General features: G+C 48.6%; 13 protein-coding genes. All 13 read left to right on the forward strand.

The features are described from left to right. The first annotated feature begins 319 nt into the window (after positions 1-319). The gene (locus MHI14_RS10160; RefSeq protein ID WP_341130256.1) at positions 320-3,178 is read left to right on the forward strand and encodes a cation-translocating P-type ATPase; all 2,859 of its coding nucleotides are present in this window, start codon (positions 320-322) and stop codon (positions 3,176-3,178) included. Between the two features lie 182 nt (positions 3,179-3,360). Then, positions 3,361-4,194 carry a diaminopimelate epimerase gene (gene dapF, locus MHI14_RS10165; protein WP_341131691.1) on the forward strand — a complete coding sequence of 278 codons (834 nt, stop codon included), beginning with the start codon at positions 3,361-3,363 and terminating at the stop codon, positions 4,192-4,194. A gap of 214 nt (positions 4,195-4,408) precedes the next feature. Then, positions 4,409-6,298 carry a bifunctional homocysteine S-methyltransferase/methylenetetrahydrofolate reductase gene (locus MHI14_RS10170; protein ID WP_091028643.1) on the forward strand — a complete coding sequence of 630 codons (1,890 nt, stop codon included), beginning with the start codon at positions 4,409-4,411 and terminating at the stop codon, positions 6,296-6,298. A gap of 19 nt (positions 6,299-6,317) precedes the next feature. Next, the gene (locus MHI14_RS10175; RefSeq protein ID WP_076211386.1) at positions 6,318-7,217 is read left to right on the forward strand and encodes a YicC/YloC family endoribonuclease; all 900 of its coding nucleotides are present in this window, start codon (positions 6,318-6,320) and stop codon (positions 7,215-7,217) included. Between the two features lie 51 nt (positions 7,218-7,268). Continuing rightward, positions 7,269-7,529, forward strand: a complete 261-nt coding sequence (remA, locus tag MHI14_RS10180; RefSeq protein WP_006209218.1) for an extracellular matrix/biofilm regulator RemA — start codon at positions 7,269-7,271, stop codon at positions 7,527-7,529. Positions 7,530-7,542: 13 nt separating this feature from the next. Beyond that, positions 7,543-8,115, forward strand: coding sequence for a guanylate kinase (gene gmk / locus MHI14_RS10185; protein WP_017687445.1), 573 nt, complete (start codon positions 7,543-7,545; stop codon positions 8,113-8,115). Positions 8,116-8,272: 157 nt separating this feature from the next. Next, positions 8,273-8,485, forward strand: a complete 213-nt coding sequence (gene rpoZ, locus MHI14_RS10190; protein WP_091028645.1) for a DNA-directed RNA polymerase subunit omega — start codon at positions 8,273-8,275, stop codon at positions 8,483-8,485. 138 nt (positions 8,486-8,623) lie between these two features. Then, positions 8,624-9,859, forward strand: coding sequence for a bifunctional phosphopantothenoylcysteine decarboxylase/phosphopantothenate--cysteine ligase CoaBC (coaBC, locus tag MHI14_RS10195; protein WP_341130257.1), 1,236 nt, complete (start codon positions 8,624-8,626; stop codon positions 9,857-9,859). A gap of 3 nt (positions 9,860-9,862) precedes the next feature. Continuing rightward, complete coding sequence (gene priA / locus MHI14_RS10200) at positions 9,863-12,412, forward strand: primosomal protein N' (RefSeq protein ID WP_133385482.1); 2,550 nt, start codon at positions 9,863-9,865, stop codon at positions 12,410-12,412. A 116-nt stretch (positions 12,413-12,528) separates the two neighbouring features. Continuing rightward, positions 12,529-13,017 carry a peptide deformylase gene (gene def, locus MHI14_RS10205; RefSeq protein ID WP_017687449.1) on the forward strand — a complete coding sequence of 163 codons (489 nt, stop codon included), beginning with the start codon at positions 12,529-12,531 and terminating at the stop codon, positions 13,015-13,017. A 12-nt stretch (positions 13,018-13,029) separates the two neighbouring features. Further along, positions 13,030-13,983 carry a methionyl-tRNA formyltransferase gene (gene fmt, locus MHI14_RS10210; RefSeq protein WP_249912202.1) on the forward strand — a complete coding sequence of 318 codons (954 nt, stop codon included), beginning with the start codon at positions 13,030-13,032 and terminating at the stop codon, positions 13,981-13,983. Continuing rightward, entirely contained in the window at positions 13,980-15,458 is a 1,479-nt protein-coding gene (gene rsmB, locus MHI14_RS10215; RefSeq protein ID WP_341130258.1) for a 16S rRNA (cytosine(967)-C(5))-methyltransferase RsmB, read from the forward strand. Before fmt ends, rsmB begins: the two co-directional genes overlap by 4 nt. Before the next feature lie 253 nt (positions 15,459-15,711). Then, on the forward strand, positions 15,712-16,752 hold the full coding sequence (gene rlmN, locus MHI14_RS10220; protein ID WP_036614609.1) for a 23S rRNA (adenine(2503)-C(2))-methyltransferase RlmN: 1,041 nt from the start codon (positions 15,712-15,714) through the stop codon (positions 16,750-16,752). The last annotated feature ends 1 nt before the right edge of the window (position 16,753 follow it).

Genomic DNA, 16,753 nt, shown 5'->3' on the forward strand with positions numbered 1-16,753 from the left:
ATGCCAAATGCTTCATCTATATAACTGAAACCGTGCAACCAGGTATGTAAAAAAACAAGGACTGGCTGCAGATTCTTCGTTGCTTGCCTGTTGAACGCTGGAATCGGTACTGCGCAGAACATCGCAGACTTTTATTTTAGCCTATTCTGTCCATCAGGGAAAGGATTCACCTTCCGGGTGCTAATCACAGACCTGTCCGAATACATATAGAGCAGGTAGTTTGTCCGGCATAGTGTACAGCCTGTCGACCAGCACGCCGGTGAAACATGTGAGCTTATTTTTTGCAGATGAAATACAGACTGGGAGGGAAACTTGAAGCATGGAACATACCAAGTGGCATCAACTTAGTGATGAAGAGCTTCGTAACACTCTTGGCGTCAGCCCGCAGGAAGGATTGACGGATGAAGCTGTAGCAGAGAAGAGGAAAGTGGTCGGTTCGAATGAGCTGAGCGAGGGGAAACGCATATCTCCGATTACATTGCTCTTGAATCAGTTCAAGGATTTTATGGTGCTGGTGTTGATGGGAGCAACGTTGGTATCCGGATTGTTGGGTGAGTATCTGGATGCAGTAACGATTGTGGCTATTATCGTACTGAATGCGATTCTGGGGTTTGTACAGGAATTCCGGGCTGAACGATCTCTTCGTGCATTGAAACAGTTGTCTGCACCTCTTGCCAAAGTGCTTCGTTCAGGCCAGGAAGTACACCTTGCCGCCAAACAACTTGTCCCCGGGGATATTATTATGGTGGAGAGTGGGGATCGTATACCCGCTGATGTGCGCTGGCTGCAAACAAACAGTCTGGATGTTGAGGAGTCAGCACTTACCGGGGAATCGGTTCCTGTAAGCAAACATTGCCTTCCGATTGCGGACGAGGATGTTCCGCTGGGTGATCAAAAGAATATTGGTTTTATGGGTACCATGGTCACTCGTGGTACAGCCAAAGGCGTGGTTATCCGTACGGGGATGGAGACGGAGATGGGCAAAATCGCCGATCTGATCCAGAATACGGAGGAGCAGGAAACACCGTTACAGCACAGGCTGGAACAACTGGGCAAAATTCTGATTTTTGTCGCATTGGGATTAACCATTATGGTTGTCGTCGCCGGGATATTACACGGTCAACCAGCCGTTGGCATGTTTCTGGCAGGGGTTAGCCTCGCGGTGGCTGCCATACCGGAGGGTCTGCCGGCTATTGTAACCATTGCACTCGCACTTGGCGTGCAGCGTATGATCAAACGTAAAGCCATTGTACGCAAACTGCCTTCCGTCGAAACTCTGGGCTGTGCATCCGTAATATGTTCGGATAAGACTGGCACGCTCACCCAGAACAAGATGACGGTAACGGATGTGTGGCTGGAGGGACGCAGCATCAAGGTTACCGGAGATGGTTACGCACCTGAAGGGCAGATGCTGGAGAACGGTCGAACGGTGGAACTGAAGAGTGATCAATCCCTACGCAGAATGCTCCAGATCAGCGCACTTTGCAACAATGCCAGTATTGTTGAGAGTGTTGCAAGCGAGGTGGGGAGCAAGAAAAAGGGCAAGGATAATAAAAAGGACGGCAAGAAAAACACGAAAAAAGGTGATCTCCAAGAAGAAACGGTCAAGCGAGACAATGTATTCTGGCAGCTGAAAGGTGATCCGACGGAAGGGGCACTGGTCACACTGGCCTCCAAAATGGGGCTTACTCCTGCCGGACTCAAAGAGTTGTATGCCCGCCAGCAGGAATTCCCGTTTGATTCGGAGCGGAAACGCATGTCGGTCCTGGTTCATCATCAGGGGGGCCGAATGATCTACACCAAAGGTGCACCGGATGTGTTAATCGGACACTGTAGTTATATTTTGTGGGAAGGTAAGGTCGTGCCTTTCACTGGAACACTGCGACAGAAAGTGATGGCAGCTAACGAGAGCATGGCTGGAGCAGCACTGCGTGTCCTCGGAATGGCCTACCGTGAAGTGCGGCCGGAAGAAAAAGTGGCTGACGAACACGCCGCCGAAAGTCAACTTGTCTTCGTAGGACTTGCAGGTATGATAGATCCACCGCGTCGTGAAGTGCGAGATGCAATTGCCACATGCCGCAAAGCGGGCATTCGTACCGTCATGATCACAGGTGATCATGGAACAACGGCAGAAGCCATTGCTCATCAGCTGGGGATTCTTCCCCGCGGAGGCGCGTCGTTAAGTGGTCAACAACTGGCAGGCATGACAGACGAGCAACTGGATAAACAGGTAGAGGGCATCTACGTGTTCTCAAGGGTATCTCCAGAACACAAGCTTCGCATCGTAAAATCGTTACAGCGCAAAGGGCATGTCGTCGCCATGACAGGAGATGGAGTCAATGATGCTCCAGCCATTAAAGCGGCAGACATCGGGATTGCGATGGGTATTACGGGTACAGATGTCACGAAGGAAGCTTCGGCGCTGATTCTGAGTGATGATAACTTCTCAACCATTGTGGCTGCCATTGAAGAAGGCCGTAATATTTATGAGAACATTCGCAAATTTATCCGTTATTTGCTGGCATCAAACGTGGGTGAGATTTTGACGATGTTCTTTGCAATGATGATGGGCCTGCCACTGCCGCTTGTACCTATTCAGATTCTGTGGGTTAACCTGGTGACGGATGGTTTGCCTGCAATGGCGCTCGGGGTAGATCAGCCGGAAAAAGATTTGATGGAACACAAACCCCGTGGAGCCAAGGAGAATATCTTTGCCCGCAGACTGGGTTGGAAAATCGTCAGCCGGGGTGTGTTAATTGGATTATGTACACTCGGAGCATTCTGGCTTACCCTTCAGGCTGCACCGGATAATCCGGGTCAACTCATCAAGGCACAGTCTGTAGCTTTTGCTACACTCGTTTTGGCGCAGCTTATTCATGTCTTTGATTGCCGTAGTTCGCGGTCCATCTTCCACCGGAATCCTTTACAGAACAAATATCTGGTTCTTGCCGTGATTTCATCGGTTGTACTGATGCTGGTTGTCATGTACGTTGAACCGTTGCAGCCGATCTTCAAAACCGTACCACTTGGCTTGCGTGAATGGGCGATCTGCATCGTTGCAGCGGGCATTCCAACGTTCCTTATGGGCGCAGGCAGCGTCTGGGGTGGTCGTCGTAACCGCCGCCGTATGGGTGGTTCTGGCCGCTTCGTACCGAAAAGTACAAAGTTTTCGGCATAAAATCAATACCTTTTCCTGACCTATTTCGTTATGCTATCCTCAAAATGATTCGAAGCGGGAGCTTTGGCATTTTGCAGGATAGCTTTTTTGTGTAAATGTTGAATATGAATTTCTATGGTAATCCTGTAGAAGAGCAAGAATATAGCTTTGGCAGCAGACTGCCAAAAGGAGTGGGCAAGATTATGGAATTTACGAAAATGCATGGACTTGGTAACGATTTTATCGTTGTATTTGGTGAAAAGGAGCTTCCGGCAGATGCAGCAGAACTGGCTGTGAAATGGTGTAACCGTTTCTTTGGCATCGGTGCGGACGGCCTGGTTTATATACTGCCTTCGGAGAAGGCGGACTTTCTGATGCGCATCATGAATTCGGACGGTTCGGAAGCAGAGCAGTGCGGTAATGCCATTCGCTGTGTATCCAAATATGTATACGATCATGGTCACGTGAACCAGGAGCAGATCACCATTGAAACGATTGGTGCAGGGGTACAACCTGTGAGTCTCAACATTCGTGATGGTAAAGTGGAAACGGTTCGTGTCGATATGGGTGAGCCGATTCTGAACGGTCTTCAAGTGCCTACAACGGTGGATGCCAACCCAGTGGTTGATCACTACATTGAAGCGAATGGACATGCGTTCAAATTCACTGCCGTATCCATGGGTAACCCGCATGCGGTTATCTATGTTGATGATGCTGTGAATTTTGACCTCACAACTTGGGGCCCACTTCTTGAAGTACATCCGATGTTCCCGAAAAAAATCAATGTGGAATTCGCCACAGTTCGTGACCGTGGATATGTGGACATGCGTGTATGGGAACGCGGAGCTGGTCCAACACTTGCTTGCGGAACCGGAGCTTGTGCAACACTGGTATCCTCTGTCCTGAATGGACATACGGATCGTACAGCAATCATCAGCCTTAAGGGTGGGGATCTCCACATTGAGTGGAATGAAGCTGACAATCATGTATACATGACTGGACCTGCTGAAGTTGTTTTTAAGGGAATCACTTCATAAAAAGTGGAAGGTTTAACCAAAGAGGCCTGTGGGCCTCTTTTTTTGTCAAAAAGGACAGGTCGTGTCTCCTGTACAGAGACATATTGGGGGCTGTATGGCAAGAAAGTCCATATGAGCTGGATACTCATCAAAAACCTGTGTTTTTCTTCGTTTTTTAGCGTTTTTTGTGTTACATTAGTATGTAAATGATCACAGCTAGGCGGGGGGAAATGGGATGAAGGCGGATTTGCGCAAAGTTATGCAGGAACGGGTTCTCGTTGGAGATGGGGCCATGGGAACATATCTGTACCAAATGGGGTTTCCAGTGGGGATTTCATATGAAGAATTGAACTTGATTTCACCTGAAGTAGTGGCGGATGTACATCGCCGTTATCGGGATGCAGGTACAGAAATATTTGAAACAAATACGTATTCTGCCAATTACGACAAGTTGTCCAAGTTCGGTCTGGAGTCCAAGGTGGAGGACGTGAACCGTGCCGGCGTACGCATTGCCAAAGAGGTAGCTGGGGATACCGGTTATGTGCTTGGTGCAGTTGGTTCCATCCGAGGTGGCAAGCGGACGAACGTGTCAACGAGTGAACTGAAGCGCTTTTATCAACAACAGATCTCTGCACTGCTTGATGAAGGCGTGGATGGCATTTTGCTTGAGACCTTCTATGATATCGAGGAAATGGATATTGCTCTTTTGCAAGCGCGCAAGCTAAGTGATCTGCCCGTGATTGGACAGTTCGCCGTAGAGGATGTAGGGCATACACTGGACGGATATACGATGCCTGAAGCCTTCCGGATCATGCGGGAGCAGGGCGCGGACGTCATTGGTTTTAACTGTCGCTCAGGTCCAAACGGGATTATGCGTGCCATGGAAACCGTCTCCGGACGTATTGGTATTCCAATGTCTGTTTATCCAAATGCGGGTGCTGCAGATTATGTAGATGGTCAGTTCCGTTATGGTGCAACTCCGGAGTACTTTGGTCAGACGGCAGTGCAATTTGCCGAACTGGGCGCTCGTATTATCGGCGGTTGCTGTGGTACGACACCTGATCATATTACCGCTATGAAAGAGGCGCTTGCTGACTATATACCTTCGCCTATTTTGGAGCCTGATCCGTCAGAATCCAAACCGCGTATTGTGTTGCATGAACATGTGGATGAGCGTTCCGGGCGTGGAGGACAGCCTACGATCGTTGATCTGGTCAAGCAGCGTCACACGGTCATTGTTGAACTCGACCCGCCGCGTGACTTGGACATTGCCAAGTTCATGAAAGGTGCCGAGACATTAAAAGCAGCAGGAGCCGATGCCCTGACACTGGCCGATAATTCACTCGCGGTTACACGGATGAGCAACATGGCACTGGGTCACCTTGTTCAGGATCGCACGGGCCTTCGTCCACTTGTGCACATTGCCTGCCGTGACCGGAACCTGATTGGAACACAGTCCCACATGATGGGGTTTGATGCTCTGGGCATCAATCATGTACTGGCTGTAACAGGAGATCCTGCAAGATTTGGTGATCTGCCGGGTTCAAGCTCGGTATACGATCTGACTTCTTTTGAAATCATACGCATGATCAAACAGTTGAACGATGGAGTGGCTTTCTCTGGTAAACCGCTGAAGCAAAAAGCGGGTTTTGTCATCGGAGCAGCATTTAATCCTAATGTGAAATATTTGGAAAAAGCTGTACAGCGTCTGGAGAAGAAAATTGCCTCTGGTGCAGATTACATTATGACACAACCGATCTATGATCCTGAGTTGATTGTAGCGATGCACGAGGCGACCAAACATCTGGATGTGCCCATTTTTGTAGGTGTAATGCCGCTGGCGAGTGGACGGAATGCAGAGTATCTGCACAACGAGGTTCCCGGAATTCAGCTTTCGGATGAAGTGCGTTCCCGTATGGCAGGTCTGGAAGGCGAAGAAGGCCGTGCGATGGGGGTAAAAATTGCCAAAGAATTGCTGGACGTAGCAACAGCGCATTTCAAAGGCATCTATCTTATGACACCGTTTATGTTCTACGGCATGACGGCCGAACTGACTCAATACGTATGGGAGAAGTCGGAGCATCAATGTCCTACTTGTTTCAACCCTAATAATCAATTACAATAGTAAAACGGATGTGATGCCGATGTCATTCAGTATGACCGGATACGGTCAATCCGCCTTTCATTTTGGCGGCTATAAGGTACAATTAGAGATCAAATCTGTTAATCATCGTTATTGCGAAGTGATGATGCGTCTGCCAAGAGAGTGGACGTATTATGAAGACGGTTTGAGGAAAATCGTACAGAGTCGTTTGAAACGTGGGCGGATTGATGTTTATGTAATGAAAGAAAAAGAGGAAGACCAGGCTCTTCCCGCTGTTCTGAATGAACAGACGGTCAGGGCCTATCTGCAGGCTGCAGAGCAACTGGAGACCCAATATGGAATGCAGGGCAAACCAAGTATTGTGGATATGCTTGGTCTGCCGGACGTCATGGTTCATTCGGATGGGACAAGTTCCATTCCCGAAGAGCAGAAGGACGAATGGGAGCGAGTTCTGCAGGAAGGATTGAAAGAGGCTCTGTCCAGCCTTGAACAGATGCGCGCTCGCGAGGGTCTTCATCTGGCCAGTGACCTGGAACGGCGGATTACCCGTCTGGAGTCACTGCATACCGAGATGCTTGATCTTGCACCGACTGTGGTAAGTGATTATCGCAACAAGCTAAGACAAAGGCTTACGGAAATGCAGGAAGAAGGCTCTTTCCCTTTTGATGAGCATAAATTGGGTATGGAAATTGCAATGTTTGCCGATCGTTCTAACATAGAAGAGGAGCTTACGCGTCTACAGAGTCACTTTGGACAGAGCAGGGAACTGCTGAAGAGTGATGAGCCGGTAGGTCGTAAGTTGGACTTTCTAATTCAAGAGATGAATCGGGAAGTCAATACGATTGGATCAAAAGCCAACCATTTGGCTCTGGTGAATCGTGTTGTCGAGATGAAGGCGGAACTGGAGAAGATTCGCGAGCAAGCTGCGAATATCGAATGATCGGCCAAATTTCGGCAAAAGAGTCGCATGTATAGGGGGAAGAACCTGATTATGGCAATCAAACTCATTAACATTGGATTCGGTAACATCGTATCGGCGAACCGGATTATATCCATCGTGAGTCCGGAATCGGCGCCGATCAAGAGAATTATACAAGAGGCAAGAGATCGTCACATGCTGATTGATGCAACGTACGGAAGACGTACTCGTGCCGTAATTATTACGGATAGCGATCATGTCATTTTGTCTGCAGTTCAGCCTGAGACGGTCGCCCATCGTCTTTCTTCGAAAGATGATGATAACGACGAATAAAATGGAGTGTAATATGTCTAAGGGATTACTGGTAGTGTTGTCCGGCCCATCTGGGGTCGGGAAGGGTACTGTATGCAGCGCTTTGCGCAAACGGGTTCCGGAATTGATCTATTCCGTATCGGCAACAACCCGTCAGCCTCGTCTTGGTGAAGAACATGGTGTGAACTATTTCTTCAGAAGTCATGAAGAGTTCCAGAACATGATTGCTGAAGATCAATTGTTGGAACATGCGGAGTATGTTGGTAATTATTACGGAACACCGCGTGATTTTGTAGAGAAAACGATTAACGAAGGCCGCGATATCATTCTGGAGATTGAGGTTCAAGGCGCGTTAAAAGTGAAAGAGAAATTCCCGGAAGGGATCTTTGTTTTCCTGCTTCCTCCTTCATTGGACGAGCTGAAAGATCGCATTCAGGGCCGTGGTACCGAAAGCCAAGCGACCATTGATCACCGGATGTCCGTGGCGGTTGATGAGATCAGTCTGCTGGAGCAGTATGATTACGCTGTTGTTAATGATGAAATTGATTTGGCGTGCAAGAGAATAGAAAGCATCATAATCGCCGAACATTGTAAGATCAATAAATAATCCCTTTTGCCGCTGCAGAATGCGATATAAGTGGGGCAGTTGTCATATCATCTACTGAAGCACTCCTTCTCGGAATGCCCGGGTGTGAAGACATGCCACATCAGTTCTGTCAGGCGGCAACTTGCGATTATACTAATGCGAAGAGGTGTTTGTTAATATGCTGTATCCTTCTATTGATGAAATGATGAACAAAGTCGACAGCAAGTATTCCCTTGTTGTTGCTGCTTCCCGCCGGGCTAGACAGCTACGTGAAGGTGAAAAATCGGATTTAAGAGGTGCGAGATCCCATAAACAAGTGGGCGTTGCACTGGAAGAAATCTATGGAGACCTGCTCGTTGTCATCAAAGGACAGGACGAAGAAGAAGAGTAAGCCGCCTACGGCTGCTCTTCAACTGCATACGGCGCAAGCCGGATTAATTGACAACCGCGAGGTTGTTATTTTTTTACGAATAAGCATATTTTAACGGAATCTTACTTAGACGTCGTATAAATATCGGGGGAAATAAACATGTTGAACGGTAAAAAAATCGTGCTTGGTGTGACTGGCGGCATAGCCGCTTACAAAGCGGCAACATTATGCAGCAGACTGGTACAAAAGGGAGCGGATGTTCATGTAATTATGACAGCTTCCGCTACACAGTTTATTACCGAATTGACGCTGCAAACGTTGACCCGAAACACCGTATATACCGATACATTTGATGAGCGTGAACCAGCAGTCGTATCTCATATTCATCTGGCCGATCTGGCGGATCTTGTTCTGGTTGCTCCGGCAACAGCCAATGTAATTGCCAAGATGGCGCATGGCATGGCAGATGATATGCTCTCAACAACTCTTCTTGCCACGACAGCCCCTGTCATGATTGCTCCAGCGATGAATGTACATATGTATGATCATCCAGCTGTACAGCATAATATGAACCTGCTTGTTGAACGGGGCGCTATGATGATTGAACCAGGTGAAGGTCTGCTTGCGTGTGGATATGTGGGCAAGGGACGTCTGGAAGAACCGGAGAGCATTGTGGATGTGGTGGAACGTTTCTTTGAACAGCGCAAGTCTGCAGACATTAGTCGGCAGGGACAAGCTTCATTGTTACAAGGCAAGAAGGTTGTTGTTACGGCTGGCGGTACGATTGAGCGCATTGACCCAGTACGATACATTACGAACGATTCATCTGGCAAAATGGGATTTGCCATAGCCGCAGCTGCGCGTGATCTGGGGGCAGATGTGAAATTGGTTATGGGCAATACCCAAGCCAAGCCACCGGAGAACGTTGAGTTGATCCTTGTACAGTCTGCGCAGGATATGTATGAAGCCGTAACACGCGAGTGGGACGATGCTGATATCGTGGTTAAGGCGGCGGCAGTTGCCGATTATCGTCCAAAGGAAGTTTATACCGAGAAGATCAAGAAGAAAGGCGACACATTGTCGCTCGAACTTGTTAAAAATATAGATATTCTTGAAACGCTGGGCAAAGAGAAGACCCATCAGTTTTTGATTGGTTTTGCTGCAGAGACTCAGTCGGTTGAGATGTATGCACGTGAGAAATTGGAACGGAAAAACTGTGATCTGATCGTAGCCAATGATGTAACCCGCACGGGTGCAGGATTTGGAACAGACACCAACGCGGTACATATCTATGACCGGGAAGGTTTGGTGGAGGAGCTTCCAGTGATAGCCAAGGACGATGTGGCTCATCGGTTGCTCCGGATTGCGGCGGAGCGCATTGCCGGGAGGAATTAGGATATGGAGATTGCCAAGGTCATAGTCGATGTTCCCGTGAAGGAAACAGACCGGCCGTTTGATTACCTGGTACCTGAATCGATGAGGGAATGGATCGAGATTGGCAGCCGGGTGGGTGTACCTTTTGGTCATCGGACGGTGCAGGGATTCGTGATTGATCTTGTGCCGCGTACCGGAGAGGAATCATTCAAGCTTAAGCAGATTCAGGAGTTGCTGGACATTGTTCCACCGTTGTCAAAGGATTTGGTTGAGTTGGCCGAATGGATGAGTGGACGTTATGCCAGTAACCGGATTTTGTCATTGCAGGTCATGGTGCCGACGGCATTGAAAGGTAAAGCAGAGCGATACATCTCGCTGGGAGATGCACTTGATGGACAGATGGCGGGTGCACAACCGGATGATGAGGTGTTATTTGTTTGGGGAGAAGAGTCTACGACTGAGAAAGTACAGCAGGATATCATCCGTTTTGTCAAGAGTCGGGGTCAGGTACCGCTGCAACAACTGAGTCGAAAATATCCCAATCATGCTGCACTAATTAAGAAATTATTGCTTGGTGGCGTGCTGCTGGAAAGTCAGGCCATCAAGGACAAGTTAAATAAAAAAACGATGAAGTCCGTTGATCTGGCTGTAGATATTGCTGCTGCTGAGGAAGCACTTGCTTCATTCCCGGCGAAAGCACAGCGACAGAAGGAGATTCTGGCTTTTTTGCTGGAAATGAAAGAACTGCTGCCCATGCCGATGAAAGAAGTGTTATCTACACTACAGGTATCGGCTGCAACGATTAAGGGGCTTGAGGATAAGGGACTGATCGTCACCGAGGACGTTGAGGTCTTTCGTGACCCTTATCAGGGCAGGAAGTTCAAAGCGACTGAACCGCTGGTTCTGACTGATGAGCAAAAACTTGTCTACGACAATATCAATGGCCGATTGCAGGAACAACGCCACGGGGTATTTTTGTTACATGGTGTTACGGGAAGTGGCAAGACGGAAGTCTATCTTCAAACCATTCAACAATGCATCGAGCAGGATCGGCAGGCTATCGTTCTGGTTCCCGAGATTGCACTCACACCACAGATGGTAGAACGTTTTAAAGGGCGATTTGGGGACCAAGTTGCTGTTATGCACAGTCGTCTGTCTGGCGGTGAACGTTATGATGAATGGCGCAAGATTCGTGAAGGTCAGGTGAAGGTTGCGATTGGGGCGCGTTCAGCCGTATTTGCTCCATTCAGTCGGCTTGGGTTGATCATTATGGATGAAGAACACGAGACTTCCTACAAACAGGAAGAAACTCCGAAATATCATGCCCGTGATGTGGCGGTAAAAAGAGCACAGCAGCATCAGGCCGTGGTTGTTCTGGGTTCAGCGACACCTTCGCTGGAAAGTTATTATGCGGCACGCTCGCAAAGTAATGATGATTTTGCACCACTTTTACTGGAGATGCCAACACGGGCACTGGGTAACAAGTTGCCTGAAGTGCGAATCGTTGACATGCGTGAAGAGTTGAAGGATGGCAACCGCTCCATGTTCAGCAGGGCTTTGCACAAAGGGTTGGAGGAGCGCTTGGAACGTGGTGAACAGACGGTGCTTCTGCTGAATCGCCGTGGATATTCGACCTTTGTTATGTGCCGAAGTTGTGGATATGTGGCAGGTTGTCCCGAATGTGATATTTCATTAACGTACCATCAGCGCTCGAATAATCTTCGTTGTCATTACTGCGGGTATGCGGAAGCGGCTCCGGAAGTGTGTCCGGACTGTGGAAGTGAGCATATTCGATACTTTGGTACAGGTACACAGCGAGTCGAGGAAGAGCTTGCCAAGCTCTTTCCGGGTATTCGGGTCATTCGGATGGATGTGGATACAACAACGGAAAAAGGGGCTCACGAGAAGCTGCTGAAACAGTTTCGTGAGAAAAAGGCGGATGTATTGCTGGGCACCCAGATGGTTGCGAAGGGACTTGATTTCCCGGATGTAACCCTGGTTGGCGTGATAACAGCCGATTCAGCGTTGAATTTACCTGATTTCCGGGCTGCGGAAAAAACGTTTCAGTTACTAACACAGGTAGCGGGCCGAGCTGGTCGGCACCAATTGCCTGGTGAAGTGTTTGTTCAGTCCTATACGCCGGAGCACTACTCCATTGGTCATGCGAGTCAGCATGACTACGTGTCGTTTGTACGTGAGGAATTGCTGCACCGTCGCAATTTGCAATATCCGCCATACTGTCGCCTGATTCTGGTGACCTTTTCGCATGAGCAGCTTCCGGTATTGATTCGTCTTGCCGAGAACTATACGCGAATACTGAAAGAGAAGGCTAATGCGGCCGGATGGCTCGGCAGTCTGGATCGTTTCAGCAATGATGCCTTTGATGTACTGGGGCCGGTAGCATCCCCAATTCCACGGATCAAGAATAGATACAGATTCCAATGTATGATAAAATGGCGGGGGGATGTAGACGCCATAGGACTCGCTCTGGCTACGGCCCGGCGCATGGACGATGATGTTCAGGCGCAGAAATTGCTTATTAGTCTGGATGTAGACCCGCAAATGTTAATGTAAGCATTTTGCAGCAATGCGGATGTAAACAAGCGGTATAAACATAGATTAAAATGAATACCCCAAAAATACAGATATCGTCCTGAAATTATGATGAGGATTAGGAAGGTGCTTACAACATGTCGATTCGCATTATCGTGCAAGAACCAGATGAGGTGCTCCACAAGAGAGCCAAAGAAGTAACTAAAATTACACCGAACGTACAAAAATTGCTGGATGATATGGCTGATACCATGTACGATGCGGAAGGTGTAGGTCTTGCTGCGCCGCAGGTTGGAATTTTGAAACGTCTGATTGTTATCGACGCAGGTGATGAGCAAGGGCTGATCAAGATGATTAACCCGGAGATCATTGCAAGTGAGGGAGAACAATTTGGACCGGAAGGTTGTCTGAGTATCCCTGGAATTAATGGTGATGTTCGCCGTTTCGAGACCGTTACGGTTAAAGGTCTGGATCGTGAAGGCAAAGAGTTGATTATTACGGGTAGTGGCTTGCTGTCCCGTGCATTCCAGCATGAGATTGATCATCTGGATGGCGTACTCTTTACGGATGTCGCCGAGAAAGTGTACGAAATTGCAGCCGATCAAACGGGACCGCGTCGTAATTAAGGAGTGATCGATTTGAATATTGTTTTTATGGGAACACCTGAATTTGCAGTTCCTTCTCTCGATATGCTGATGGCAGAGGGATACAATGTGGTGGGTGTGGTCACTCAGCCTGATAAACCACAGGGACGCAAAAAAGTACTTACGCCAACACCGGTTAAGGCCGCGGCAGAACGCCACGGTCTGCCGGTGTTTCAACCTGTTAAATTGCGTGATCCGGAAGCCGTAGCCCGCTTGGCTGAATGGAAGCCGGATCTGATCGTGACCGCGGCCTTTGGACAGATTCTGCCCAAAGCCGTGCTGGATATGCCTGTTCGCGGTTGTGTGAACGTGCATGGCTCACTTTTGCCAAAATATCGCGGTGGAGCCCCGATCCAACGTTCTATTATTAACGGTGAATCCGTGACAGGAGTCACATTGATGTATATGGCCGAAGGCCTGGACACCGGAGATATGATCTCTCGTGTGGAACTGCCAATTACGGATGAAGATACATCAGGATCGATGTTTGATAAATTAAGTGAGGCGGGTTCCAAACTGCTTCAGGCAGAAATGCCACGATTGATTGCAGGCGAGACAACGGCTGTCCCTCAGGATGATGCCGAGGCTTCGTATGCTCGCAATCTGACTCGGGATGACGAGAAGATGGACTGGAGTCGTACTTCACGCGAATTGTTCAATCAGATCCGCGGCCTTGTACCGTTCTCCGGTGCATTTACGATGTGGGAAGATCAGGTCTTCAAAGTCTGGGCTGCGGCTAACCCCAATCAGGTGGATCAGGCAACTTCTTCGGATGCTGGACAAGCAGAGCCGGGAACCGTGCTTCAATTGGGCAAGGCAGGGATTGAAGTTCGCACAGGCGATGGGTCCCTCTGGTTGACTGAAGTGCAACCTGCAGGCAAAAAGGTGATGCAAGCTGCTGACTTTGCTCGCGGTGGTACACTTAAACCTGGAACGGTGCTGCGATGAGCGGTAACATACCAGGTCGTTCGTCAGGAAAAGGCCAGAAAGCTACTGGAAATTCATCCGGGCGTGAAGGAAACCGTCGTCCGAATTCGGGTAAATCGGATGGTGCATCTCGCTCCCAGAAACCCAAAACATCTGCTCGTGCATTGGCAGTCAAAGTTCTGAGTGCTGTTGAGCAAGATGGAGCATACAGTAATCTGGAGTTGAACCGTCGTCTGAAAGAGGCAGATTTAAGCCCCGCAGATGCTGGACTCGCTACCGAATTGGTGTATGGAACAATCGCCAGATTGAATACACTTGATTATTTTCTGGAACGTTACGTGGCCAAAGGAGTATCCAAACTGCAACCATGGGTTCGTAGCCTGCTGCGAATCAGCGTATACCAGATGATATACCTGGATCGTATTCCGGAACATGCCGTGGTGAGCGAAGCGGTTAATCTGGCGAAGAAACTGGGCCATCAGGGAATCTCGGGCATGGTGAATGGTGTACTTCGCAATATGATCCGTAATCGGGATGAACTTCGTATTCCAGAACATCTGCCCGTTGCCGAACGTATTTCACTGGAGCATTCCCACCCGTTATGGATGGTTAAACGTTGGATTGCCCAGTACGGCGAAGAGACGGCAGAAGCGATCTGTCGTGCGAATAACGAGCCGCCAGCGGTGAGTGTTCGGGTCAACACCACAATGACCACACGGGAGAAACTGATGCATGAGATGGCCAGCACAGGTGCAGTCGTTGAAGCTTCTCGCCTGAGTTCCGATGGTATTCTTGTACGTAGTGGCGGAAATATGGCTCTAACGTCCTGGTATCGGGATGGCCTGTTCTCTGTACAGGACGAAAGTTCCATGCTTGTCGCTGAAGCCGTTGCGCCGGAAGAAGACCAACTTGTATTGGATTGCTGCGCAGCTCCAGGTGGTAAAACAGCTCACATGGCGGAGAAAATGCAGGATCGCGGTCGTATTGTCGCGAATGATGTACATGCTCACAAGCGCCAGCTGATCCTGGATCAGGCGGATCGTCTCGGTCTGAGCTGCATCGATGCTGTAACTGGAGATGCTCTTGATCTGAACGAACGGTATCCGGAAGCGTCGTTTGACCGCATTTTGCTGGATGCACCATGTTCAGGTCTCGGTGTTATTCGCCGCAAGCCAGATGTGAAATGGACCAAAACTGTAGAAGATATCGAAGATATCGCAGGCTTGCAGCGTGAATTGCTTGATCAGGTTGCGCCGTTGTTAAAACCAGGGGGTATTCTGGTGTATAGCACGTGTACGATTGAGCCTGCTGAGAATGAGGATATGGTTGCAGACTTCTTGAATCGACATCCGGAATATAATCCAGCAGAAGCATCGGTCTGGTCTGAATCGGAGACAGCGAACTTGAAGGCAGTGAACGGTGGTATTCAGATTTTGCCACAATACGCTCACAGCGACGGATTTTTCATCGCACGGTTGACAAAAACAGCGAAATAACAGTTTAATAGAGCACGGAAGCATGACCGCCGAGGGGAACTTCGGCGGATTTCTTTGTGATGGGACTTCGATATAATTGTCAGAGAAAAGTGATGACAGGGTGCGATGGCAGCATTGAGGTGTTATAATGCATGAAGTACAGATATCAAGGGTATACATGGATGTAACGTGGGCTTTGTGATAGAATAGGACGAATGGAACGAAAAGAAGGAAGCCAACGAAAAGAAAAGAAGGAATAGGTGTTGACAACAAAATGAAACCTTTTATATATGATTATTCTCTGGAACAACTACAGCAATGGGCCGTTGAGAATGGGGAGCCGGCGTTTCGCGGTGGCCAAATCTTTGACTGGATTTATGTAAAACGCGTGAATGATTTCAGTGAAATGACCAATCTGTCCAAGCCATTGCGTGAAAAACTGACAGAGCAATTTGAATTCGTAACACTTAAGGAAATTACCAAGTTTGAATCCAAGGATGGAACGGTTAAATTCCTCTTTGGTCTTCATGATGATCATGCCATTGAGACGGTAATCATGAAGCATAACTACGGGAACAGCATCTGTGTAACCACTCAGGTTGGTTGCCGTATTGGTTGTACGTTCTGTGCATCCACATTGGGTGGTCTCAAGCGTAACCTTACGGCTGGGGAGATTGTTGCCCAGGTTGTGCAGGCTCAGAAAATTTTGGATGAACGCGGCGAGCGTGTCAGCAGCATTGTAATCATGGGTTCGGGTGAACCTTTCGAAAACTATGAAGCTACGATGACTTTCCTGCGCATTATGATTCATGAAAAAGGGCTGAACATCGGTCAGCGTCACATCACGGTATCCACGAGCGGAATCGTTCCGAACATCTACAAGTTTGCAGATGAAGATACACAGATTAACCTCGCCATTTCGATCCATGCACCAAATGATGCACTGCGTTCGAAATTGATGCCGGTTAACCGTCGTTTTCCTTTTGAAGACGTGATGGAGTCCCTTCGTTATTATCTGGCCAAAACAGGTCGGAGAATTACGTTCGAGTATGCACTTATTGGTGGGGTAAACGATCAGCCAGAGCATGCAGCAGAACTGGCAAGTGTGCTTAAGAACATGTTGTGCCACGTGAATCTGATTCCGGTTAACCATGTACCTGAACGCAAATATGTAAGAACATCGAGAAGTGATATTTTCAATTTTCAGAAGATTCTCTCGGAACAGGGTGTTAATGTAACCATTCGTCGTGAACAGGGACATGATATTGCTGCCGCTTGCGGTCAGCTTCGTGCAAAGCATATGGAGTTGAGGTGAG

The sequence above is a fragment of the Paenibacillus sp. FSL K6-2393 genome (genome assembly GCF_038002545.1).
Classification (GTDB): domain Bacteria; phylum Bacillota; class Bacilli; order Paenibacillales; family Paenibacillaceae; genus Paenibacillus.